Genomic DNA, 23,169 nt, shown 5'->3' on the forward strand with positions numbered 1-23,169 from the left:
GCGGGGGCGGGGTCGGTCTCGGGAGTGCGGCGCGGGGTGCGGGGAGCGGTCACCGGTCCCCGCCCATCAGCTCCGCCAGCTCCTCGGCGGACAGGTCGTCGAAGCCGGCGTCCTCCGCGGGCACGGCCTCGCGCACGGGGACGGCCACCTGCTCCGGTGCCTCGGCGGCCGGGGCACGGCGCACCGCCTCGGCGTACTCGCCCAGCACCGGCGCCTCGAACAGCGCCCGGACGGGCAGCGCGCGGCCGAGCGTCTCGCGGACGGCTGCGGTCACCTGGACGGCCAGCAGGGAGTGGCCGCCGAGGTCGAAGAAGTCGTCGGCCAGGCCGATCCGGGCGACGCCCAGGGCGGCGCTCCAGATCTCGGCGAGCGCCCGCTCGGTGTCGTCGCGCGGGGCGAGCAGCGCGGTCGAGCCGGTCGACCAGTCGGGGGCCGGCAGCGCGGCCCGGTCGAGCTTGCCGTTGGCGGTCAGCGGCAGCGCGTCCAGGACGACGAAGGCCTCCGGGACCATGTACTCCGGCAGCCGCTCCCGCAGGTGGGAGCGGAGCTGCGGCACCAGGCGGCGGGCGGCGCGGCCGCGGTGCGGGTCGTTGGCCCAGTGCGGCCACGGCAGCCCGGCGTCGTCCCCGACGGGCGGCAGGGCCGTCTCCGGCTCGCTGCCGGCCGGGCGGAACGCGGCGTCGAAGCGGCCCGTCGGGTCGCCGGTCGCCCAGCTGAGTTCCACGGTGTGGCCCAGGTCTTCGGCCAGCTCGCGCAGCTCCTGCGGGTCGAGCGCGGCGGGCTCGCCGGTGCTGGGCCCGGTGCTGTCGGTGCCAGCGGTGGGCGCGCCCTCGGGAGCCCCGGCGGCGAGGCGCTCGGCGGTCCTGGCGTCGGCGTGCACCCGGGCGTTGGGGATGCCGGTGACCACCAGCGGGGAGCCGTCCAGCAGCGCCCGCAGTTCGCCGCCGGTCCACGGCAGCGTGCGCGCCGGGGCGGGCGCCGGCTCGGCGTCCAGGTGCAGCACCACGTCGTAGCGGTAGCGGGTCATCTCGTTGCGGTCGCGCCCGGGCTTGGGCAGCACCTCCACCCGGCCGATCCGCGGGATCTCCCGGCGCAGCGCGGCGAAGAAGCGGGGGTCGAGCAGCAGCTCGTCCTCCTGCCGGACGGCCTGGCGGACCTGCCGGGCCAGCTCGGCGTCGTCCGACCCGGCGGGCAAGCCCGGCCGCAGCACCGACACCTGGAAGGCGTCCAGCAGCGCCAGGTGCCGGACGTCGCCGACCACGATCCGGCCGCCGGGGGCCAGCAGCGCCGCGGCCCCGGTGAGGACCTCGACCAGGTAGCCGGCGCTCGGCAGGTACTGGGCCACCGAGTTGAGGACCACGGTGTCGAACTCGCCGGCCGGCAGGCCGTCCAGCTCGTGCCCGGCCCGGCGCAGCACCCGGACGTGCCCCCAGCGCGCCGGGAGGTGGCGGCGGACGTGCGCGACCGCGCTGTCCGACAGGTCGAGGGCGGTGTACTGCTCGCAGTCGCCGGCCAGCCGGAACAGCAGCAGACCGGTGCCGCTGCCGATCTCCAGCACCTTCCGCGGCCCGGTGCGCCGGATCAGCGCGACGGTGTCCTCGACCCAGCGCCGCATCTCCTCGGCGGGGATCGGCTCGCCGGTGTAACTGCTGGTCCACCCGCGGATGTTGAAGGTCGGGTCGGCGCCGCCGACCTGCTCGTACTGCTCGTAGGCGGTGTCGAAGACGGTCCGCCACTGCGCGACCTGCTCCGCGTCGGCGTCGGCGTCGGCTCCGTGGGCGTCCTCGGCCGGCTCGCCCGGGACGAGGTAGGCGACCAGCCCGGGGCCGCCGCCCGGCGCCTCGCGGGGCAGCACGGCCGCGTGCCGCACGCCCGGGTGGGCACCCAACTCGGTCTCGATCTCGCCGAGTTCGACGCGGTGCCCGCGGACCTTGACCTGCTGGTCGATCCGGCCCAGGTACTCCAGGTTCCCGTCCGGCAGCCGGCGGGCGAGGTCGCCGCTGCGGTACAGCCGCTCGCCGTCGCCCAGCGGGGAGGGGACGAAGCGCTCGGCGGTCAGGCCGGGGCGGCCCAGGTAGCCGCGGGCCAGGCCCGGTCCGCCGACGCACAGTTCGCCGGGCACCCCGGGCGGTACCGGCTCGCCGCGGTCGTCCAGCAGGTGCACCGCCAGGTCGGCCAGCGGGCGGCCGATCACGCTGCCGGGCGCGGCGAGGTCGGCCGCGGTGAGCGGGTGCGCCGTGACGTGCACGGTGGTCTCGGTGATCCCGTACATGTTGACCAGGCGCGGGCCGTCGGGGTGCCGGGCGGCCCAGTCGCGCAGCGTGCCCGGCTCCAGGGCCTCGCCGCCGAAGACCACGTGCCGCAGCGCGAGCGGCGGGCCCGCCTCCCCGGCCCGCGCCGCCTCGGCGTCGGCGTCGGCGAACTGGCGGAAGGCGGTGGGCGTCTGGCTGAGCACCGTGACGCCCTCGGCGCGCACCAGCGCGTGGCGGGCGGCCGGGCTGCGCCGGGCCTCCTCCGGCACCACGGCGATCCGGCCGCCGTGCAGCAGCGCGCCCCAGATCTCCCAGACCGAGAAGTCGAAGGCCGCCGAGTGGGAGAGCGACCAGACGTCGTCCGGACCGAACGCCACCTCCTGGGCGGAGGCCTCGAACAGCCGCAGCACATTGGCGTGGGTGAGCAGCGCTCCCTTGGGCCGTCCGGTGGTGCCGGAGGTGTAGATGACGTACGCCAGGTGGTCCGGGCCCAGCGGGGCCGGCTCCAGCGGCTCCTCCGTCACCGGCTGGTCGACCGTCAGGACGGGCAGCCCACCGGCCGCTTCGGCATGCTCCGGATCGGCGACCAGGGCGATCGCGCCGGAGTCGGCCAGGGTGTAGGCCCGCCGGTCGGCCGGGTGGCGGGGGTCGAGCGGGACGTAGGCGCCGCCGCTCTTCAGGATGCCGAGGATGCCGGTGACCAGCCGCACCGAGGGCTCGACGCAGATCGCCACCCGGCTCTCCGGGCCGACCCCCAGCTCTCGCAGTCGGCGCGCCAGCGCGTCCGAGCGGCGGTCCAGCTCGGCGTAACTCAGCTCCTCCTCGCCGCAGTTCACCGCAATCGCGGTGGGCCGCAGCCGGGCCTGCTCGGCGAACGCGGCGGGCAGGCCGGTCGCCCGCGGGGCGGTGGTGCCCCGGGCCGCGCCGGCCGCCAGCTCGGCCGCGCGCTCGGCCGCGCCGAGCAGCGGCAGCGCGTCCAGCCGGGTGTCCGGGGCGGCGACGGCCGCCGCCAGCAGGTGCAGCCACTGGTCGACGAACCGGCGCACGGTGGCCTCCTCGTACAGCTCGGTGCTGTAGTCGGCCAGGCCGGTCAGGCCCTGCGGCGTCTCGGTGACCTGCAGGTGCAGGTCGAACTTGGCGGTGCCGGTGTCCACCGCCGCCACGTCCATCCGCAGCCCGGGCAGCTCGATCCTGGACTCCGGGGTGTTCTGCAGGACGAGCAGCAGGTTGGCGAAGGGGGTGCGCCCGCCCGCGTCGCGGTCCGGGCGGACCTCCTCGACGATCCGCTCGAACGGCACGTCCTGGTGGGCGTACGCGGCGAGCGCGGACTCCCGGACGCGGCCGAGCAGTTCGCGGAACGTCGGGTTGCCGGACAGGTCGGTGCGCAGCGGCAGCATGTTGACGAAGAAGCCGATCAGGCCCTCGGTCTGCGGGTGGTTGCGGTTGGCCACCGGCGAGCCGACCACCAGGTCGCTCTGCCCGCTCCAGCGCTGGGCGACGGCGGTGAAGCCGGCCAGCAGTGCCATGTACAGGGTGGCGTCGTGCTCCCGGGCCAGGGCGGTGAGCCGGGTGGCGAGGTCGCCCTCCAGCCGCCAGGGGAAGCAGGCGCCGGCGAAGCCCTGCCGGGCGGTGCGCGGCCGGTCGGTCGGCAGGTCGACGGTGCTGGGCGCGCCGGCCAGCCGCTCGCGCCAGTGGGCGAGTTGGGCGTCCAGCGCCTCGCCGGACACCCGCTCGTGCTGCCAGAGCGCGAAGTCGGCGTACTGCACCGGGAGTTCGGGAAGCTCGGCGGCCTCGGGCAGCGCGGCGCCCGCGGGCCGGTAGTGGTGGGCCAGCTCGCGGACCAGGATGTCCAGCGACCAGCCGTCCGCCACGATGTGGTGCACGGCGAGCACCAGCAGGTGCTCCTCGTCGGCGAGCCGGACCAGCCGGCCGCGCAGCAGCGGACCGGCGACCAGGTCGAACGGGCGGCGGCTCTCCTGCTCGGTCAGCTCGGCGAGCGCGGCCTCCCGGGCGTCGGCGGCCAGGGCGGACAGGTCGGTCAGCGGCAGCGCGACCTCCAGCCGGGGGTGCACGACCTGCTCGGGCCGGCCGTCCTCGGCGCGGAAGGTGGTGCGCAGCGCCTCGTGCCGCTCGACCACCCGGTCCAGGGCCCGCTCCAGCGCGGGGGCGTCCAGCCGGCCGGTCAGCCGGACGGTGCAGGCGATGCTGTAGAGCGGGCTCGGACCGGCGAACTGCTCGACGAACCACAGCCGTTGCTGGGCGAAGGACAGCGGCAGCCGGGCCCCCTCGGGGCGGGGGGCGATCAGGCCGGCGGCGTCGGGGCGGGCGAGGCCCTGGCGGCGCAGCAGCTCGGCGAGCAGCCGGCGCTTGTCGGAGGAGAGCGCGGCGCGCTGGGGTGACTGGCTCATGGATGGTCCCGGGCGGTCGAGGGAGCGGTCAGGGGGTGTGGTGCGGCAGCGGGAACTCCCGGCACAGCCGGGCGACTTCACCGCGCACCTCGGCGTGGACGGCCGGGTCGAGGGCGAAGCCGGCGTCGCCGTGCGGCACCACGGCGGTGAGCACCCGGTCGACCAGGGCGGCGCAGCGGCGCAGTTCGGACGGGCCCATGCCGCGCAGCGCGAGGGTGTTGGTGCCGAAGCGGACGCCGCTGGTGATCCGCGGGCCGCGCGGGTCGCCCGGGATCCGGTTGCGGTTGACCACGATCCCGCAGCTCGCCAGCGCGGTCTCGGCGATCGCGCCGGTCAGCCCGCGCCGGCCGACGTCCAGCAGCACCATGTGGTTGTCGGTGCCGCCGGTGACCAGGGTGTGGCCGAGCCCGGCGAAGGCCTCCGCCAGCTCCCGGGCGCCGCTCACCACCCGCTGCGCCAGGGCGCGGAACTCCGGCTGGGCGGCGATGTCCAGGGCACGCGCCTTGGCGGCCACCGCGCCCAGGTCGGGGGTGCCCTGGAGGAACGGGAAGGTGCCGTGCGAGATCGCCTGGGCGAGGGTCCGGCGGGTGCCGGGGAGCGGCTGGTCGGCGTCCCGGCCCAGCAGGATCAGCCCGCCGCGCGGGCCGTACAGCTGCTTGTAGGTGCTGGTGGTGGTGGCGTGCGCGTGGTCGACCGGGCTGGGGTGCAGCCCGGCCGCGACCAGGCCGGCGATGTGCGAGATGTCGGCGAGCAGGAAGGCGCCGACCTCGTCGGCGATCCGCCGGAACCGGGCGAAGTCGACGGTGCGGGGGTAGGCGCTGGCGCCGCAGACGATCACCTTGGGGCGGTGCGTCCGGGCCAGTTCGGCGACCTGCTCGTAGTCCAGCAGGCCGTCGGCGTCGGTGCCGTAGCCGACGGCGTGGAAGAACTGCCCGGACACCGAGGCGGGCGAGCCGTGGGTGAGGTGGCCGCCCGCGCTCAGCTCCATGCCGAGCAGGGTGTCGCCCGGCTTCATCAGGGTGCACAGCACGATCTGGTTGGCGGTGCTGCCGGAGTGCGGCTGCACGTTGGCGTACCGGGCGCCGAACAGCGCGCGGGCCCGTTCGACCGCCAACCGCTCGACCTCGTCGACCAGTTCGCAGCCCGCGTGGTAGCGGGCGCCGGGGTAGCCCTCGGTGGTGACGTTGGAGATGGAGGCGCCGGCGCAGGCCAGCACCGAGGGGTCGGCGCTGCTGGAGGCGGCGACCATGGCCAGCGTCTCGTTCTGCCGGGCGTGCTCGCGCTCCAGCAGGTCGGCCAGCAGCGGGTCGGCGGCGGCCAGGCGGTGGGCGCCGAGGCCGGCGTAGGCGGCCAGGACGCCGGGGCTCGTGGTGGCGGTGCTCATGCGTGGCTCTCCTGGTGGTCCTGGTGGTCCTGGTGGGCGTGGTGGGCGTGGCCCTGGGGGGTGCGGGGCCGGCCGGAGGCGTCGGGCTCGGCGGCCTGCCGGGTCTCCTGCCGGGCGTCGTCCGGGGCGTCGTACCGGGCGAGCAGCCCGTGGGCCTCGTCGTCGGTCAGCTCCAGCAGTCCGGCGGCGATCCGGGCCACCGCCGCGACGTCGGTGCCCGTCTCGCGGCCCCGGGCGGTCAGCCGCCGCGCCTGCTCGGCGAGGGTGGGCGCCTCGAACAGCTCGCGCAGCGGCAGCTCGACGCCGAAGGTCTCCAGCACCGCGGAGGCGAGCCGGGTGGCGAGCAGCGAGTGCCCGCCGAGGGCGAAGAAGTCGTCCTCGGCGCCGATCCGGTCGACCTCCAGCAGCTCGGCCCAGAGCACGGACAGCACCAGCTCGGTGTCGTCGCGCGGGGCCACGTAGGCGGCGGTGGCCCGGTCGGCCTCGGCGTCCGGCTCCGGGAGGGCGGTGCGGTCCACCTTGCCGTTGGGCGACAGCGGCAGCGCGTCCAGCGTCACGAAGACCGCCGGGACCATGTACTCGGGCAGTTCGGCCCGCAGCAGGGCGCGCAGCTCGGCGGCGGACGGGGGCGCGGCCTGGCCCCCGGCGGGCACCAGGTAGCCGACCAGCTGCCGCTCCTCGCCCTCGCCGCGGGCCGCGACCACGGCCCGCTCGATCCCGGGGTGGCGGCGCAGCACCGACTCGATCTCGCCCAGCTCGATCCGCAGACCGCGCAGCTTGACCTGGTGGTCCAGCCGGCCGATCAGCTCGATCACGCCGTCCGCGCGGCTGCGGGCCAGGTCGCCGGTGCGGTACAGCCGCGCGCCGGGCGGCACCGGCCCGGTGCCGGCGCCCGGGTGCGGGCGGTAGCGGTCCGCGGTCAGGGCGGGGCGGCCGAGGTAGCCGCGGGTCAGCCCGGTGCCGGCCAGGCAGAGTTCGCCCGGCACCCCGACCGGGGCCGGCTCCAGCGCCGGGGTGAGCACCACCGCCTGCTGGTTCACCATCGGGCGGCCGTACGGGATGCTGGTCCAGGCCGGGTCGACCTCGCCCACCGGGTAGGTGATCGAGTGCACGGACGCCTCGGTGGCGCCGCCGAGGGCGATGAACGCCAGCTCCGGCGCCAGTCGGCGGAACCGCCCGACCAGCGGGACGGGGATCCAGTCGCCGCCGAAGAACGCGACCCGCAGCCTCGGCAGCCGGACGTTGCGCTCCTCCCCGGCCCGGACGAAGGCGTCGGCCAGCGCGGGCGCCGAGTTCCACACCGTCACCCGGTGGCGGCGCACCAGGTCGAGCCAGTGCTGCGGGTCCCGGGCGCGGTCCGGGTGTGGCATGACCACGGCGCCGCCGGCCGCCAGGATGCCGAGGGTCTCGTAGACGAACATGTCGAAGCTGGGGGAGGAGAGGCCGAGCACCCGGTCGTCCGGCCCGACGCCGTAGGTGGCGTTGAGGTCCAGCAGGTTGTTGACGGCGCCGCGGTGCGGGACGGCGATGCCCTTGGGCGCGCCGGTGGAGCCGGAGGTGTAGATGACGTACGCCAGGTGGTCCGGGGCCGGCCGGGCCGTGCGGGGCCGCTCGGCGGGCCACTGCCCGGCGTCCTCCACCTCCAGCAGTGCGGCCCCGCCCGCGGGCAGCCGCCCGGCCAGGGCGCGCTCGGTGAGCACCACCGGCGGGGCCGCGTCCCGGAGCATGAAGGCCAGCCGCTGTTCGGGGTAGGCCGGGTCCAGCGGCAGGTAGGCGCCGCCGGCCTTGAGCACCCCGAGGACGGCGGCCACCAGGGCGGGTCCCTTGGCCAGGCAGACGCCGACGGTGGTGTCCGGGCCGACGCCCTGCTCGGCCAGCCGGCCGGCGATCCGCTCGGCGAGCTCGTCCAGCGCGGCGTAGCTCAGCTCGCCGCCGGCGTGCAGGACGGCCGGCGCCTCCGGGCGGCGGGCCAGCCGCGTCGCGAACAGCTCGTGCAGGCAGGCCTCGGCCTGCGGATAGGCGTGGGCGGTGTCGTTCCACTCCACGAGGGCGCGGTGCCGCTCGGCCGCCGTCAGCATCGGCAGGGCGGACAGCGGGGTGTCGGGGGCGGCGACGGCGGCGGCCAGCAGGGTGCGCCAGTGCCCGAGCAGCCGTTCCACCGTGGCCGGGTCGAAGAGGTCGCTCGCGTACTCGACGGTGCCGGTGAACGCGCCGTCCACCTCGCGCAGTTGGAGGTTGAGGTCGACCTGGGCGCCGCCGCGCGGCACCTCCCGGACGGTCACCGCGAGGCCGGGCAGCTCGGGGGCGGCCAGCGGCGCGTTCTGCACCAGCAGCAGCGACTGGACCAGCGGGTTGTGGCTGAGCGCCGGGCCGGTCGACCGCTCGGGGAGCATCTGCTCGAACGGCAGCCCCTGGTGCTCGAAGGCCCCCAGCGCGGCCGTGCGGACCCGGGCCAGCAGGTCGGTGAAGGTCGGGTCGCCGGCCAGCGAGGTGCGGATCGGCAGGATGTTGACGAAGCAGCCGATCAGCCCCTCGGCCTCGGCCGGGCGCACCCCGGTGCCGGTGCCGACCACGATGTCCTCGCCCCCGCTGTGCCGGGCCAGCACCGCCTGGAAGGCGGCCAGCAGCGCCATGAACGGCGTCACCCCGGCGCGGCGGCAGGCGGCCCGGACACCGGCGGACAGCTCCGCCGGGAGCGCCACCGGCAGCGCGGCGCCGCGCAGCGACTGCACGGCGGGGCGCGGGCGGTCGCAGGGCAGCTCCAGCAGCTCGGGTGCGCCGGCCAGCGTCCGGTGCCAGTACGCCCGGTCGCCGTCGCTCCCGTCGCTGTCGCCGTCGCCGTTCCCGTTGTCCCCGGCCGCCCGGGCCTCGGCCTCCCAGACCGCGAAGTCGCCGTACTGGACGGGCAGTTCGGGCAGCTCGGCGGCGCGGCCGGCGTAGTACTGGGCCAGCTCGGCGAGCAGCACGCCGATCGACCACATGTCGGCGACCAGGTGGTGGACGGTGACGGCCAGCACGTGCCGCTGCGGCGCCAGCCGGTGCAGAGCCGCGCGCAGCAGCGGTCCCTTCGCGAGGTCGAAGGGCCGGGCGGCGTCGGCGGCCAGCACGGCGTCCAGCTCGGCGGGGTCGGTCTGCCGGGTCTCCAGGGCGAACGGCGTCGCCTCGCCCACCAGTTGCACCAGCTCGCCGTCCACCTGGTCGAAGCAGGTGCGCAGCGACTCGTGCCGGGCGACCAGCCCGGTCAGCGCGGCGGTCAGCGCGGCGGTGTCGAGCGGGCCCTCCAGCTGCAGGGCGAACGGCAGGTGGTAGGCGCTGGTGCCCGGGGTCAGCCGCTCCACCAGCCAGATCCGGCGCTGCGCCGAGGTGGCGGGGAAGGCGAACTGCTGCATGGTCTGCTCTGCTCTCTGCCGGTCGGACGGCACGGGCTCGGGTTCGGGTTCGGGGGCGAACTCGGGTTCAGGGGTGGGCGCGGGCGCGGGGACGGGCGCGGGGCCGGAGGCGGGGGCCGTCATGCGCCGGTCACCAGGTAGGCGGCGGCCTCGGCGCTCAGCCCGGCCGGGATCCGCAGGTCCGGCCGGACCGGGGCGGCGGGCCGGCGACCGGCCGCGTGCCGGGCCCGGCCGCCACCGGTGACGTGCAGCAGCACGGTCTCCCGGGGCCGGATCCGCCCGGCGGCAGCGGCCTTCCGCAGACCGGCCAGCGCCACCGCCGCGGCGGGCGCGATGTCGATGCCCTCGACCTCGGCGAACAGCCGCCCGGCGGCGACCGCCTCGGCGTTGTCCGCCGCCAGCAGCTCCCCGCCGCTCTCGGTGAGGATCTCGCGCACCCCGCCGGCCACCGCGTACGGCGGCTTGCGGGTGGTCAGCTCCTGGGCGTGGGCGGAGGCGATCGCCTCCCGCACGGCCGGGCCGGAGCCGATGACCGGCTCGGCCAGCCCGTCCTGCCAGGCACGGACCATCGGCGCGAACGGGGTGTTCTGGCAGAGCGTCAGCCGCGGCAGGCCGCGGTCGCCGCGGCCGGCACCGGCCCGGCCGTGCGCGGCCGGGAAGCCGGCCGCCCGCAGCCGCCGGGCCGCCTGGTGCGCGGCGATCGCCCCGGCTCCGCTGCCCACCGCCTGGACGTAGTGGTCGGGCAGCCGGCCGATCGTCTCGGCGGCCGCCAGCAGCGCGGTGCCCAGACCGTCGCGCCGGGCCACGTTGCGGGTGCCGCCCTCGGCCTGGTGGCCGGGCCGGGCGGCGATCGCGTCGGCCAGCTCGATCGCGTCGGTGTAGTCGCCGGCCACCGTCACCAGCCGGACGCAGTCGGCCCGTTCCCCGGCGGAGGCGAGCACCGGCAGCGCCGTGTCCGGCACGACCAGCACGCACGCCACCCGCTGCTGCGAGCAGGCCCGCAGGAAGGCGGCGGCGGTGTTCCCGGCGGAGGCGACCACCAGCACCGGCGGGCGCTCGGGCAGCCGGGCCAGCACCGCCTGCGCCTCCAGCTCCTTGAAGCTGCCGGTGGCGAGGGTGGCACCGCGCTCGGGCCAGTGGCCGCTGAACGCGACCCACAGCTCGTCCAGGCCCAGCTCGCGCCCCAGCCGTTCGGCCCGGTAGGTGGCGCCGCCGCTGCCCTCGGGCAGCGGCCGGCCGGCGGTCGGCAGCCAGCAGCCGTAGCGGAACGGGCCGCTGCCGGCGCCGGGGGCGAAGGCGGTCGCGTACTCGGTGCTCAGCAGGCCCGGCCGGTGCGCCGCGGCGCAGTCCAGCCGGAGCCCGTCGTCCTGGTAGCCCTCGTGGCAGACCGGGCAGCGCAGCAGGTACGGGCGGTCCGCGGGGGCCGCCGGTGCGGTGGCCGGCCGGGCGGACGGGACGTACGGGGCGGCGGTCATCGACACTCCCCGGTGTGGGACGGGCCGTTCACAGCGGTGGCGGTGGCGGTGGCGGCAATGGCAGCGGCTGCGGCTGCGGTTGTGCCTGCCGTGGCGGTGGCGGCGGCGGGGGCGGGCACCGGGCGGCGCAGCGCACCGTCGGTGCCGCGGCTCACGGCGTACCGGGAGCGGTCCACCCGGGTCAGCCCCGGCCGCCCGGCGGCGGCCGCCCGCTCCGGTCGGGCCGGCGCGGTGTCCACCAGGGCGGCCACGGCCGCCACCGTGGGCCGCTCGAACAGCCGGTGCAGCGGCAGCTCGGCGCCGAACTCGGCCCGGGCGCGCTCGGTGAAGCGGGCCAGCAGCAGCGAGTGCGCCCCCCGGTCGAACAGGTCCTCGTGCCGGCCGATCGGCCCGGTCCCGAGCAACTCGGCCAGCAGCGCGGCGATCCGCCGCTCGGTCGGCCCGACGGGCGCCTCGGCGGCGTCCGGGCGGGCGTCCGTGTCCTCCGGCGCGGGCAGCGCCCGGCGGTCGACCTTGCCGTTGGCGGTCAGCGGCAGCCGGTCCAGCGTCACCAGCACCGAGGGGACGGCGTAGCCGGGCAGGGTGCGCCGCAGCTGCTCGCGCAGCTCACCGGGTGGGGTGGCAGCGCCGGGCCGCTCCGGGCCGGGCTGCTCAGGCCGGTGCGTGCCGGAACCGTCCCACGCTGAACCGTCCTGCGCTGAACCGTCCTGCGCTGAACCGTCCCGCGCCGAGCCGTGCTGTTCGAGGAAGGCGACCAGCCGTGCGCGGGCGCCCTCGCCGTCCACCACGACCGCCGCCCGGCGGACGGCCGGCAGCCGTTCCAACGCGGTCTCGATCTCGCCCAGCTCGATCCGGTGCCCGTGCAGCTTGACCTGGCCGTCGGCGCGGCCGACGAAGAGCAGGGCGCCGTCCGGCCCGCGCCGCACCAGGTCGCCGGTGCGGTAGAGGCGGGCCCCCGGCTCGGTGCCGAAGGGGTCGGGCACGAAGCGCTCGGCGGTCAGGCCGGGTCGGCCGAGGTAGCCGTGGGCCAGGCCGTCGCCGCCGATCAGCAGTTCGCCGGTGACCCCGGCCGGGACCGGCCGCAGCGCCGGATCGACCAGGTGCAGGCGGGTGTTGGCGACGGGCGTGCCGAGCGGCAGCTCCCCGTCGGCGGCGGTCAGCTCGCCGCGGGTGGACCAGACGGTGGTCTCGGTCGGACCGTAGACCTGCCACAGCCGTACGCCGCGGGCCAGCAGGTCGGCGGCCAGCTCGGCGGGCAGCCGCTCCCCGCCGCACAGCGCCGTCAGCCCGGGCGTGCCCGACCAGCCCGCGTCCAGCAGCAGCTGCCAGGTCACCGGGGTGGCCTGGAGGTGGCTGATCCCGCCGGCCTCCAGGCAGGCCCGCAGCCGGGAGCCGTCACCGGCGGTGGCCGGGTCCGCCAGGTGGACGGTCGCGCCGCCGGCCAGCGGCAGGAAGTACTCCAGCGCGGCGATGTCGAAGGCCGGGGTGGTGACCGAGAGCCAGCCGGAGGCGGGGGAGAGCGCGAGGTCGCGCTCGAAGGAGGCCAGCAGGTTGGCCAGTGCCCGGTGCGGCACCACGACGCCCTTGGGGCGGCCGGTCGATCCGGAGGTGTGCAGGACGTAGGCCGCCGCCCGCGGGTCGATCACGGTGTCGGCCGTCCGGTGCGCCTCGCCGATGCCGTCGATCGGCAGCACCGTCCAGGCGCCGGCCGGCACCCGCTCGGCGGGCAGGTCGGTCAGCACCGCGGCGGCGGCGCCGTCGGCCAGCACCAGGGCCAGCCGCTCGGCCGGGTGGCCCTGGTCCAGCGGCAGGTAGGCGGCGCCGGACTTGAGCACGCCGAGCAGCGCGGCGAGCAGCCGCGGGGTGCGCGGCAGCAGCACGGCGACGGTGCCGCCGGGGCCGATGCCCAGGGCGCGCAGCCGTTCGGCGACGCCGTCGGCCAGCCGGTCCAGGGTGCGGTAGTCCAGCTCCTCGCCGCCGGGGCCGGCGCTGCGGACCGCGACCGCCAGCGGGGTCCGGGCGGCCTGGGCCTCGAAGCGGCGCACCACGCCGTCGGCGGGGTCGTAGCCGAGCACGGCGGCCTCGCCCTCGGCGCGGACGTCCCGCTGCTCGGCCTCGGTGAGCAGCGGCAGTTCGCCGACCGGCCGGGCGGCGTCGGCCGCGATCCCGGCCAGCAGGGTGGCGAACCGGGCGGCGAACCTCTCGGCGGTCACCGGCAGGTAGCGGTCGGTGTCGTAGCGGACGGAGCCGGCCAGGCCGCCGTCGGCCGCGCCCAGGGTCAGCTGGAGGTCGAACTGGCTGCCGCCGACGGGCAGGGCCAGGGTCGAGCACTCCAGGGCGCCGAGGGTGAACGGGACGCCCTCGCGCCCGGTGGCCATCGCCACCAGCGCCTCGGCGTGGCCGCCCGGGGCCTGCTGGAGGCTGAACAGGCTGCGCACCAGCGGCCGGCCGCCCTGGTCGCGGTCCGGGCGGACCAGTTCGACCAGGGCCGGGAACGGCACCTCGGCGTCGTCCAGGGCCCGGCCCGCGTCGTCCCGGACCCGGGCCAGCAGCGCGGTGAACGGCTCGGCGGGCTCGATCCGGGCGCGCAGCGGCACGGTGTTCACCAGGCAGCCGACCGTACCGGCGAAGGCGGCGTCGGCGCGGCCGTGGGTCGGGGTGCCGACCACCACGTCCGTCGCGCCGGTGTGCCGGGCCAGCAGCAGCTGGAAGGCGGCCAGCAGCACCGTGTACAGGGTGCTGCCCTCGCGTCGGGCCAGCGCCGTCAGGGCCTCGGTGGTGGCGGCGTCCACGGTCAGCGGCACGCTCGCGCCGCGCAGCCGCTGGCGCCCGGGCAGCGGCAGGTCGGCGGGCAGCGTGCTGCCGCTCCGCACTCCGGCCAGCGCGGTGCGCCAGCGTTCCAGCTGCCGCCGGCCGGCGGGGGTGCCGGGCAGTTCGGCCTGCCGACGGGCGAAGGTGGCGAACGGCGCGGTGGAGCCGATGGAGGCTACGGCGTCGATGGAGGCTGCGCCGTCGGTGGAGGCCGCGGAGGCGGCGGCGCCGACCGGTTCGCCGCGCAGCGCCGCCGGGTAGTCGGCGGCCAGCTCGTCCAGCAGCAGGGACAGCGACCACAGGTCGGCCACCAGGTGGTGGGCCGTCAGCACCAGCCGGTGGCCGTCCTCGGCGCCGGTGAACAGCCGGGCCCGCAGCAGCGGTCCGGCCGCCAGGTCGAAGGGCTGCTCGGCGGCCTCGGTCAAGCGCGCGGTCAGCTCGGCGGCGCTCCAGCCGGTGGCGTCGACCTGCTCGACCAGGGGCGGGAGCTCGGCGTGCACCCGCTGCACCGGGCCGGAGGCCGTCCGGGGGAAGGTGCTGCGCAGGACGGCGTGCCGCCGGGCGAGGCCCTCCAGGGCGGTGCGCAGGGCGGCCGGGTCGAGCGCGCCGTGCACCCGGAAGGCGGCGGAGACCAGGTAGGCCGGGCTCTCCGGGGCGACGTCGTGCAGCAGGCGCAGCGCGGCCTGGTTGGGCGAGAGGGGGTGGTCGCCGGGCTCGGTGGCGGGGCCGATCGCCTCCGGGGCGGCCGCCCCGGCCGCCCCGGCCGTCCCGGCGGCCTCGTCGAGCCGCTCGGTGAGCAGCCCGGCCAGGCCGGCGAGGTCCAGGGCGAGCGCCTCGGTCAGCGCCAGGTCGACGCCGAGGGCGGCACGCAGGTCGTGGCGCAGCCGGACGGCGCCGAGCGAGTCCAGGCCCAGCTCGGCGAGCCGGTGCCGCGGGGTGAGCTCCTCGGTGGTCAACCCGAGCCGGGCGGCGAGCAGTTCGCGCAGTGCGGCCAGCAGCAGCGCCGGGCGCTCGGCCCGGTCGGCCGTGCGCAGCGCGCCGGCGTCCAGGGCCGTGGGCCGCTCGTCCGCGGTGCCCTGCGGACGGCCGCTGTGGGCGAGCGCGGTGAGGCCGCCCTCCCGGTAGGAGGCGGCGCACACGTGGCGCTGCACCTTGCCGCTGGAGGTGCGCGGCAGCGTCGAGGCGCGGATCAGCACCACCGACGCCGGCCGGACCCCGTGCGCCTCGGCGACCGCCTCGCGCACCGCGCGGGCCAGCGCCGGCAGGTCGCCGTCCTGGTGGTCGCGGGCGACCTCCTGGACGATCACCAGCTCGGCCGCGCCGTCCAGGTCGACCTGGACGGCGGCGCCGCCGTTGGCGCGCAGCGCGGGGTGCACGGCGGCGACGGTCTGCTCGATGTCCTGTGGGTAGTGGTTGCGGCCGCGGACGATGACCAGGTCCTTGAGCCGCCCGGTGACGTACAGCTCGCCGTCGTGCAGCAGGCCGAGGTCCCCGGTGCGCAGGAAGGCGTCGTCCTCGACGGCGTCGGTGTCCGCGAGGCGGGCGCCGAAGGTGGCCGCGCTGTGCTCCGGCCGGTTCCAGTAGCCCTGGGCCACGCTCGGGCCGGAGAGCCAGATCTCGCCGATCGCGCCGGCCGGCACCGGCAGGCGGGTGACCGGGTCGACGATCTCCAGCCGCTGGGAGGCGTCCGGGCGCCCGCTGCTGACCAGCTCGGTGGTCCCCGTGACACCGCCGGCCGCGCCGTCGGAGCCGGCGGCGGAGCCGCGGTCGGAGGCACCGGCGAGCAGGGCGTTCGGGGCCGCGTAGCGGGCCGGGGCGGTGCCGTGCGGCTTGCAGGAGACGATCAGCGTGGCCTCCGCCAGCCCGTAGCACGGGGTGAACGCCTCGGCCCGGAAGCCCGCCGGGGCGTAGGCGGCGGCGAACCGCCGGAACGTCTCGGCGCGCACCGGCTCGGCGCCGTTGAAGGCCACCTCCCAGCTGCTCAGGTCGAGTCCGGCCAGCACCTCCGGCGTGGCCAGGTCGGCGCACAGGTCGTAGGCGAAATTGGGGCCGCCGCTGACCGTCGCCCGGGTGCGGCTGATCTCGCGCAGCCAGCGCAGCGGGTCCTGCGCGAAGGCGGTGGGCGCCATCAGCGCGCAGGAGCCGGCGTAGTACAGCGGCTGGAGCATGCCGCCGATCAGTCCCATGTCGTGGAAGAGCGGCAGCCAGGACATGCCGCGGGTGCCGCCGGTGGTGCGGAAGGCCCGCTGGATCAGCGCCGAGTTGTGCAGCAGGTTGCCGTGGGTCAGCACCACGCCGCGCGGGGCCGAGGTGGAGCCGGAGGTGTACTGCAGGAACGCCACGGTGTCGGCACCGACCCGCGGACGCACCCACCGCGCCGACTCCTCCTCGGGCACCCGGTCGCTCGCCAGCAGCCGCAGCACGTCCATCACCGCGCCGTCCGGGTCGTCGGGCAGCAGCCGGTCCCGGACGGCGGCGGTGGTCAGCGCCACCGTCGCCCCGCAGTCCGCGACGATGTCGACCAGCCGCTCCAGCGAGCGCGGCCGACGGTTGGGCGGGTACACCGGCACCGCGACGGCCCGCGCGTACAGGCAGCCGACGAAGGAGACCACGTACTCCAGGCCCGGCGGCTGGAGCAGCAGCACCGGACGGTCGGTCAGACCGAGCCGCTGCAGCCGGGCGGCCACGGCCCGGGCCCGCCGGTCGAGCTGTCCGTAGCTCAGGCGCTCGGCCGGGGCGTCCTCCTTGCCGGAGAACTCGAAGGCCGTGCGGTCCGGATCCGCCGCCGCGGTGGCGGCGATCACCGAGATCCAGTCCTCGTGCTCAAGTCGCGGGTCCACGCGTTCTTTCCTCACCGTTCGGTGTCCGATGCCCTGTGTCTGCCGTCGTCGTCGGCCGGTCCGTGCGGCCGCCCCGGGCTCAGCCCGCGGCCGGGACGGCGTCGGCCTGCTGCTCCATGGCCAGGCGCAGGCTCAGCGGCCGCATGTCCGTCCACACCTGGTCGATGTGGGCCAGGCAGTGCGCCTTCTCACCGCTGGTGCCCTCGGCGCGCCAGCCGGCCGGCAGCTCCCGGTCGGCGGGCCAGATCGAGTACTGCTCCTCGTGGTTGACGACGACCTGGTAGACGGTGGTGTCCTCGTTGCTCATGACTGCGCTCCGATCCGGTGGATGGGTTCTGGTGATGGCGGTCCCGGCCGCCGCCCGGGGGCGGGATCGCACGGGCCGGTCGACCTGTGATCGATGCTGTCGTTCCGCCCTGATCGCGCCCTGGTTGCGGCCTGCGCGCGGCCTGAGCGCGGCCTGGGCTCGGCCTGTCCAGGGCCTGACCGGCGTCCTGACCGCCCCTGGGTCCGTCCTGGGCGGAGCCGGACGGGGCTCCGGCGCCGCGCCGGTGCGCCACCGGCCGGGCACCGGCGGCGTCCTGACCTCGTCCCGACGCCGTACCGGCGGCTGGCCGACGGCTCACTGACGGCTCACTGAACGGTCACTGAAGCCCGAGGCCGGCCCGCCGGGCGGCCTGCGCGTCGGCCGCCTCGCCCGCCGGCGCGTCCGGCTGCGCGTCGGGCTGCGGGGCCCGGTCGAGGGCGGGGAAGAGGCGGGCCTCGGCGGCCTCGCGGAGGTAGGAGGCGCCGGAGGTGCCGCCGGTGCCGCGGACCATCCCGATGATCTTCATCGTGATGCCCCAGTGGGTGCGCTTCATCGCTCCCCAGGCATCGTCCAACTCGGCCATGACGGGCCGCAGTCCGTCCTGCGGCAGACCGCTCTCCACCAGCGCGAGGTGCAGCGTCGGGCCGGACCGCTCGACGGCCCGGTACGCCCGGGACTGGACGGCGCTGCGCCCGTCGGTGTTGGCCCGGATCACTGCGAAGGCGTCCTTGGGCATGGTGGTCAGGACGCGGAACACCCCGGACGTCCCGGCCACCCGCCGGGCCGCGTCCGCCAGCAGCTCCCGGGCCGCCTCCGTCCGGCCGGCCGCGACCTCGCCGGCGGCCCCGGCGACCGCGCGGGCGACCGCGCCGAAGACCGCCTCGAAGATCTGGATGACCCGGATGAACATCTGCTCGTCGTGGCTGCGGGTGGTCGGCGTCAGCGTCAGCTCCACCGCCCGCAGCACCCCGGCCGGCAGGGCGTCCCGGGCCGCGCCGACCGCCTCGGCACAGGCACGCGCGAGGTCCGCCGGCTCCCCGGCGGCCCGCTCCGCCAGGGCTGCCCATCCGGCCGGCCGCCCGGTCAGCGGCCCGGCCGAGGCGGCCAGGGCGCGCAGCGCCGCCCTGGTCCGGGGCAGGCCCGCCGGGCTGTCGGCGAGGGTGGCGGCCTCCGTCGCCACGATGTCGGCGAGCAGGGCGGTGATCAGCTGCTCCGCGCTCACCCCGGCCGCGGTCAGCGAGGCGTAGACCGGGCTGCCCAGGTAGCTGTCGTAGTCGCCCTGCCGACCGTCCACCACCTGCGGCAGCCAGTCCGCGAGCAGCCGGGCCGCCGGACCGGCGGTCCCCCCGCCGACCGGTTCGACGGCGCGCAGCGCGGTCAGCAGCTCCTCGCCGACCGCGTTCTTGCCGACGGCCCGGTAGTGGCCGAGCACCGCCGCGTACGGGAAGCGCTCGGCGGACCGGCCGTCGAGCTGCCAGCGCGCCAGCTCGCGCAGCGCGCGGCGCGGTTCGGTGTCGGCCGGGTCGGGCCGGGCGGCGGCCAGGCTGGGGCCGCCGACGCCGGGGGCGGCGGCGGGATCGACCTCGGGCACGGGGGCGGGGCCGGTGGTCGGGGCCGGCGAGAGGGCGGTGGTCACGGTGGCGCTCCGTTCGGTGGGCGGCCGGGCCGGGACGGCCCGGCGGGGCGGTGCCGCGGGCGGCGGCCGGCGGCCGGCGGGCAGGACGGCACAGCCCGGCCGGTCGCGGACCGGGGAGGTCCGTGTCCGGCCAGGCCGTGGAGGAGGGGTGTGAGGGACGCGGTGCGGTGGGGGGCGGGCCGGGCTCAGTCCTGCGGGCCGGCCGGGTCGGCGAGCACATAGCCGTCGCCGGCCCGGTGGGCGCGCGAGCGGCGCAGGTCGGCGAGGACGAAGGTGCGCTGGAGCCACCGGTCGGTGCCGTCGAAGCGCGGGCTGAACGCGGTGCGCCCGTGCACGGCGATCCGGTTGTCGACGATCGCCAGGTCGCCCGGTTCCAGTCGGACGGTCCGGGCGGTGCGCTCGAAGAGCCGCTGGAGCTCGTCCAGGGCGGCCGCCGCCCGCTCGGTCAGCGGCTCGGTGGCGGCCATGTCCACCCGCAGGTCCGGGTCCTCGGGCGCGCCGCCGAGCACCGGGTGCGGCTCGGCGGGGCCGTCGGCGGCGCCGAAGGAGGGCGGCGGCGCGGTGCGGAACTCGGGCTGCCGCAGGGCCGCCCGGGTCCCCTCGTCCAGCAGCGGCAGCACCTCGCGCACGCAGGCGGTGCGCAGGCCGGCCAGTCCCTCCGGGTCGGCACGCAGGCAGAGCAGCATGACGAAGTCAGGGCGGTGCGGGTGGAAGGCGTTCTCGTTGTGGAAGGTCAGCAGCACCGAGCCGGCGTTGCCCTGGAACTCCTCCTGCCCGGGCACCGGGACGACGTCCTGCACCAGCGCGCCGGTCTTCTCCGGGCGGAAGGCGGCCGGGTCGCCGAGGCCGCACGCGGCGAGCACCAGCAGCGCGGCCGGCACGGTGGCGGTGCGCTGCACCGATCCGCCGGTCAGCGGGGTGCGGCCGAGCGCGGGCGCGGTGACGGGCAGCCCGCGCACCAGCAGCGCGCCGGCCGGACCGGGCTCCCGGCGGAAGGCGCGCAGGGCGCGGCGCAGCCGGACGGGCAGCTCCTCCCAGCGGTCGCGGGCCGCGGCCACCCAGGCGGGCTCGTCGACCAGGGCGTCGGGCGGGCCGCACAGGAGGGCGGCGACCCGTTCGGTCGCGGCGGTCTCGGCCCCGGTCAGCACCAGGTCGGGTGCCGAGATCTCGATGTCCGGTGAAACCGGCACAGCTATCAGCCTCTCTCGAAGTCGTCGCGGGCGGGCGGTCGGCCCGCGCGGTCGGTCAGGGGCGGGCGACCGCGTCCAGCTGCGCCGCGACGACGGCCCACAGGCTGCCGACGGTCTCGAACGCCTCGGGGCCCAACTCCTCGTCGGGGATGGCCACCCGGTAGGCCTCTTCGAGCCGCACCAGCAGCTCGACGGTGGCCATCGAGTCCAGTCCGGCGGTGCGCAGGGCGCGGTCGGCGGGCAGCGGCCCGTCCTCGGCGAGCCGGGGCAGCAGCTCGGCCAGCACGGCCTCGTAGCGCTCGTCCCACGGGCCGGGGGTGCTGTCGGTGCTGTCGGTGCTGTCGGTGGTCATGGGGTCGTGCTCCTCGTGTCGATGGGGTGGTGGGCGTCGGGGTGGTGGCTGTCGGGGTGGTGGTCGAGGGGGAGGTCATCGAGGGGGCGGTGGTCGTCGGGGTCGTGACCGCCCGGGTGGTGGCCGGGCAGCGGTTCGCGCCGGAGGGCGAGGCGGTCGGCGCCGACCACCCGGCCGTCCCGGACGGTGATCTCGGCGGGGGCAGGGCGGCTCAGGAAGCCGAGCAGGCTGGCGGTGGCGCCGTACGCGCCGACGTTGGGCACCGCGAGCAGCGCGCCGGCCTGCGGCGGGGCGCTCTCGGCGGCCCGGCTGATCACGTCGGCGGGTGTGCAGAGCGGCCCGACCAGGGCCACCCGGCGGGTCGGGGCGCTCTCGTGCCCGGGCCCGCGCCCGGTGCCGTTCGCGGGCCCGCTGCCGGTGCCGTTCGTGGTGCCGGTCCCGGTGCCGCCGAGGCGCAGCGGCTCGGCGCGCAGCGAGGGCAGCCGGCCGACGCCGGAGAGCCCGCCGAGGTGGTTGATCCCGCTGTCCAGCACGCCGTACGTGGTGCCCCGGCTCTCCTTCACCTCGGTGACGGTGCAGATCAGCCGACCGCTGTCGCCGACGAGGTAGCGGCCGGACTCGAAGGCCGGTTCCAACCGCTCGCGCCAGTCGGGCAGGTGCTCGTCCAGCGCGGCGGTCAGCGGCGCGCGCAACCCGTCGTAGCGCGGTCGCTCGCCCGGGGCCGCGTACGGGCAGGCGAAGCCGCCGCCGAGGTCGAGCATCCGCAGCGGCAGGCCCCAGTGGGCCTCCAGTGCGGCGGCCGTGCGGATCGAGGCGACCGCCTCGTCGAGCAGCCCCTGAGGGTCGGCGGCGTTGGTCAGCGGGAAGAAGTGCAGGCCGCACAACTCCGTTCCCTCGACGGTGAGGTCGGCGAGGTCGGGAAGGCCGTCGGTGATGTCGTGGCCGAACTGGGAGGCGCTGCCGGTCATCCGCAGGCCCACGCCCGCGCCCGCGCCGGTGCCGTTGATCCGCAGGAGGCAGCGGGCGGTGACGCCCAGGGCGCGGGCCTCGGCGCCGACCCGGCGCAGGTCGGCCGGCGACTCCACGGAGAAGGTGCGGACCCCTGCGGTCAGCGCCGCGCGCAGTTCCTCGGCGGTCTTGCCCGGGCCGCCGTAGAGGCAGTCGGCGCCGTCGAAGCCGGCGGCCAGCGCGGCGGCGAGTTCGCCGGTCGAGCAGATCTCCGGGCTGCAGCCGGCCAGCCGCAGGGTGCGGACCAGCGCGGGGTGCGGGTTGGCCTTGAGCGAGTAGTAGAGACGGGAGTGTTCGGGCAGGGCCGCGCGCAGGTCGGCGGCGGCCCGGGCGACCCGGTCCAGGTCGTAGACGTAGAGCGGGCTGCCGTAGCGGCGCACCAGCTCGGCGGCCAGCGCGTCCTCGGCGACCGGCGCGTCCTCGACGGCCGGAGCGTCCCCGAGGGCCGGCGCGTCCCCGAGGGCCGGAGCGTCCCCGAGGGCCGGAGCGTCCCCGAGGGCCGGCGCGTCCCCGACGGGCGACGGGCCTTCGGCGGCGGGGGAGTGGTCAGTGCGCATCGGTCTCCAGCGCCTTCCGATCGATCTTGCCGTTGGGGGTGAGTGGCATCCGGTCGAGGACCCGGCAGTCGGCGGGCACCTTGGCCGGCTCCAGCCGCTGCTCCAGGCCCTCGATCACCCGGCGCCCGGTCAGCCCCTCCTCGCCGGTGACCACCAGGCGCAGGTCGAGCCCGTCCCGGGGTGGCAGCGCGGCGGCGGCCCGGACGCCGGGCACGTCCAGCGCGGCGGCCTCGATCTCCGGGGTGCCCATCCGCACGCCGCGCCGTTTGAACTGGTCGTCGAGGCGCCCGGCGAAGTAGAGGTGGCCGTCCGCGTCCAGCCGTCCGTGGTCGCCGGTGTGCAGCCTGATCCGTCCGGTGCGCGGGTCGGGCCGGTAGCGGCGGGCGGTCAACTCGGGCGCGTTCCAGTAGCCGGCCATCACGTGCGGGCCGGTGACGACGATCTCGCCCACCTCGCCCGGCGGCAGCGGACGCCCGGACTCGTCCAGTACCTCGACGGTGGTGCCGTCCAGTGCGCGGCCCACCGAGCCGGGGCGCTCCCGGTCGATGTCCGGTTCCGCGACCGTCACCCGCTTGCACTCGGTGATCCCGTACATCGCCACCACGGCCGAGCCCGGGAAGCCGGCCCGCAGTGCCTCGATGGTCGGACCGGCGAGCGCCGCACCGGTGTTGGTGAACAGCCGGACGTGATCCGGCGGGGTGCCCCGGGCGGCGAGCCGGCACAGCATCTCGGCCAGGGAGGGCACCACCGGCACCACGGTGGCCCGGTGCTCGCGCAGCGCGGTCAGCACCCGTACCGGCGCGGCGGCGTCCGCCAGCACCAGCTCGGAGCCGCCGATCGCGGCCAGCAGGAGCTGGTAGAGGCCGTAGTCGAAGGAGAGCGGCAGCGCGGCGAGCACCACGTCCTCGGGCCGGTAGGCGAGCCGCCGGGCGATCGCCCGGGCGGCGAAGACCACCTGGCGGTGGGTACAGGCCACGCCCTTGGGCGCGGAGGTGCTGCCCGAGGTGTAGATCAGTTGGGCGAGGTCGTCGGCGCGGGGCCGTCCGGTTGCGGTGTCCTCGTCCGCGGCGCCGTCGCCGGCGAGCAGTTCGGCGGGGGCGGCCGCCCGGGCGCCGCAGGCGGCGACCGCAGCGCGGACCGGCTCCGCCTCGGCCGGGTCGAGCACCACCACGGCGGGCTCGGCGTCCGCCAGCACCCCGCGCAGCACGAAGGGTTTCAGCTCCGGGTTCAGCGGCACGGCGACGGCGCCCGCCCGCAGCACCCCGTAGTACAGGGGGGCGAACTCCCGCCGGTTGCCCAGCCGCAGGACCACCCGGTCCCCCGGCGCGACACCGCCGGGCCCGCGCAGCCAGGCGGCCACTGCCCGGCTGGCGCGGGCCAGTTCGGCGTAGCCGAGGCAACCCCCGGCGTCCCGGACGGCCGGCGCCTCGGGGCGGGCGGCGGCGGCCGCGTCCAGCAGGTCGACGACGACGGCACCGTCCCCGGCCGGCACCACGGCCGGCACCCCCGACGGGGTCTCGGCCGGCGGCACGGCCGGCGCCCCGGACATCCCTGCGGTGC

The 23,169-nt window shown here is 77.4% G+C and carries 11 protein-coding genes; all 11 read right to left on the minus strand.

Annotated features, from left to right (window positions below; all coding sequences use genetic code 11):
* Positions 1-49: 49 nt before the first annotated feature.
* Positions 50-4,660 (minus strand): non-ribosomal peptide synthetase, encoded by a 4,611-nt coding sequence (locus ACZ6Y7_RS36650; RefSeq protein ID WP_465762301.1) that lies wholly within the window; start codon positions 4,658-4,660, stop codon positions 50-52.
* A 28-nt stretch (positions 4,661-4,688) separates the two neighbouring features.
* The gene (locus ACZ6Y7_RS36655) at positions 4,689-6,044 is read right to left on the minus strand and encodes a serine hydroxymethyltransferase (protein WP_465762302.1); all 1,356 of its coding nucleotides are present in this window, start codon (positions 6,042-6,044) and stop codon (positions 4,689-4,691) included.
* Entirely contained in the window at positions 6,041-9,556 is a 3,516-nt protein-coding gene (locus ACZ6Y7_RS36660) for a non-ribosomal peptide synthetase (protein WP_465762303.1), read from the minus strand. The genes ACZ6Y7_RS36655 and ACZ6Y7_RS36660 overlap by 4 nt, the downstream gene beginning before the upstream one ends.
* Positions 9,553-10,908, minus strand: a complete 1,356-nt coding sequence (locus ACZ6Y7_RS36665; protein ID WP_465762304.1) for a cysteate synthase — start codon at positions 10,906-10,908, stop codon at positions 9,553-9,555. Before ACZ6Y7_RS36665 ends, ACZ6Y7_RS36660 begins: the two co-directional genes overlap by 4 nt.
* Positions 10,905-16,559 (minus strand): amino acid adenylation domain-containing protein, encoded by a 5,655-nt coding sequence (locus tag ACZ6Y7_RS36670; protein WP_465762305.1) that lies wholly within the window; start codon positions 16,557-16,559, stop codon positions 10,905-10,907. The genes ACZ6Y7_RS36665 and ACZ6Y7_RS36670 overlap by 4 nt, the downstream gene beginning before the upstream one ends.
* Positions 16,560-16,638: 79 nt before the next feature.
* Positions 16,639-16,866, minus strand: a complete 228-nt coding sequence (locus tag ACZ6Y7_RS36675; protein ID WP_465762306.1) for an MbtH family protein — start codon at positions 16,864-16,866, stop codon at positions 16,639-16,641.
* Positions 16,867-17,203: 337 nt separating this feature from the next.
* Entirely contained in the window at positions 17,204-18,502 is a 1,299-nt protein-coding gene (locus ACZ6Y7_RS36680; protein ID WP_465762307.1) for a hypothetical protein, read from the minus strand.
* 185 nt (positions 18,503-18,687) lie between these two features.
* Positions 18,688-19,692: a TauD/TfdA family dioxygenase gene (locus ACZ6Y7_RS36685; RefSeq protein ID WP_465762308.1), complete on the minus strand. Its 1,005-nt coding sequence runs from the start codon at positions 19,690-19,692 to the stop codon at positions 18,688-18,690.
* Positions 19,693-19,747: 55 nt separating this feature from the next.
* On the minus strand, positions 19,748-20,044 hold the full coding sequence (locus ACZ6Y7_RS36690) for a phosphopantetheine-binding protein (RefSeq protein WP_465762309.1): 297 nt from the start codon (positions 20,042-20,044) through the stop codon (positions 19,748-19,750).
* Positions 20,041-21,609 carry a type III PLP-dependent enzyme domain-containing protein gene (locus ACZ6Y7_RS36695; RefSeq protein ID WP_465762310.1) on the minus strand — a complete coding sequence of 523 codons (1,569 nt, stop codon included), beginning with the start codon at positions 21,607-21,609 and terminating at the stop codon, positions 20,041-20,043. Before ACZ6Y7_RS36695 ends, ACZ6Y7_RS36690 begins: the two co-directional genes overlap by 4 nt.
* Positions 21,599-23,158 (minus strand): class I adenylate-forming enzyme family protein, encoded by a 1,560-nt coding sequence (locus ACZ6Y7_RS36700; RefSeq protein ID WP_465762317.1) that lies wholly within the window; start codon positions 23,156-23,158, stop codon positions 21,599-21,601. The genes ACZ6Y7_RS36695 and ACZ6Y7_RS36700 overlap by 11 nt, the downstream gene beginning before the upstream one ends.
* Positions 23,159-23,169 lie beyond the last annotated feature (11 nt).

It is taken from the genome of Kitasatospora sp. NPDC053308, assembly GCF_055585785.1.

Coding starts and splice junctions, on each gene's coding strand:
- ACZ6Y7_RS36650 (WP_465762301.1), bottom strand. CDS start 4,660: ATGAGCCAGTCACCCCAGCGCGCCGCGCTCTCCTCCGACAAGCGCCGG.
- ACZ6Y7_RS36655 (WP_465762302.1), bottom strand. CDS start 6,044: ATGAGCACCGCCACCACGAGCCCCGGCGTCCTGGCCGCCTACGCCGGC.
- ACZ6Y7_RS36660 (WP_465762303.1), bottom strand. CDS start 9,556: ATGACGGCCCCCGCCTCCGGCCCCGCGCCCGTCCCCGCGCCCGCGCCC.
- ACZ6Y7_RS36665 (WP_465762304.1), bottom strand. CDS start 10,908: ATGACCGCCGCCCCGTACGTCCCGTCCGCCCGGCCGGCCACCGCACCG.
- ACZ6Y7_RS36675 (WP_465762306.1), bottom strand. CDS start 16,866: ATGAGCAACGAGGACACCACCGTCTACCAGGTCGTCGTCAACCACGAG.
- ACZ6Y7_RS36690 (WP_465762309.1), bottom strand. CDS start 20,044: ATGACCACCGACAGCACCGACAGCACCGACAGCACCCCCGGCCCGTGG.
- ACZ6Y7_RS36695 (WP_465762310.1), bottom strand. CDS start 21,609: ATGCGCACTGACCACTCCCCCGCCGCCGAAGGCCCGTCGCCCGTCGGG.
- ACZ6Y7_RS36700 (WP_465762317.1), bottom strand. CDS start 23,158: ATGTCCGGGGCGCCGGCCGTGCCGCCGGCCGAGACCCCGTCGGGGGTG.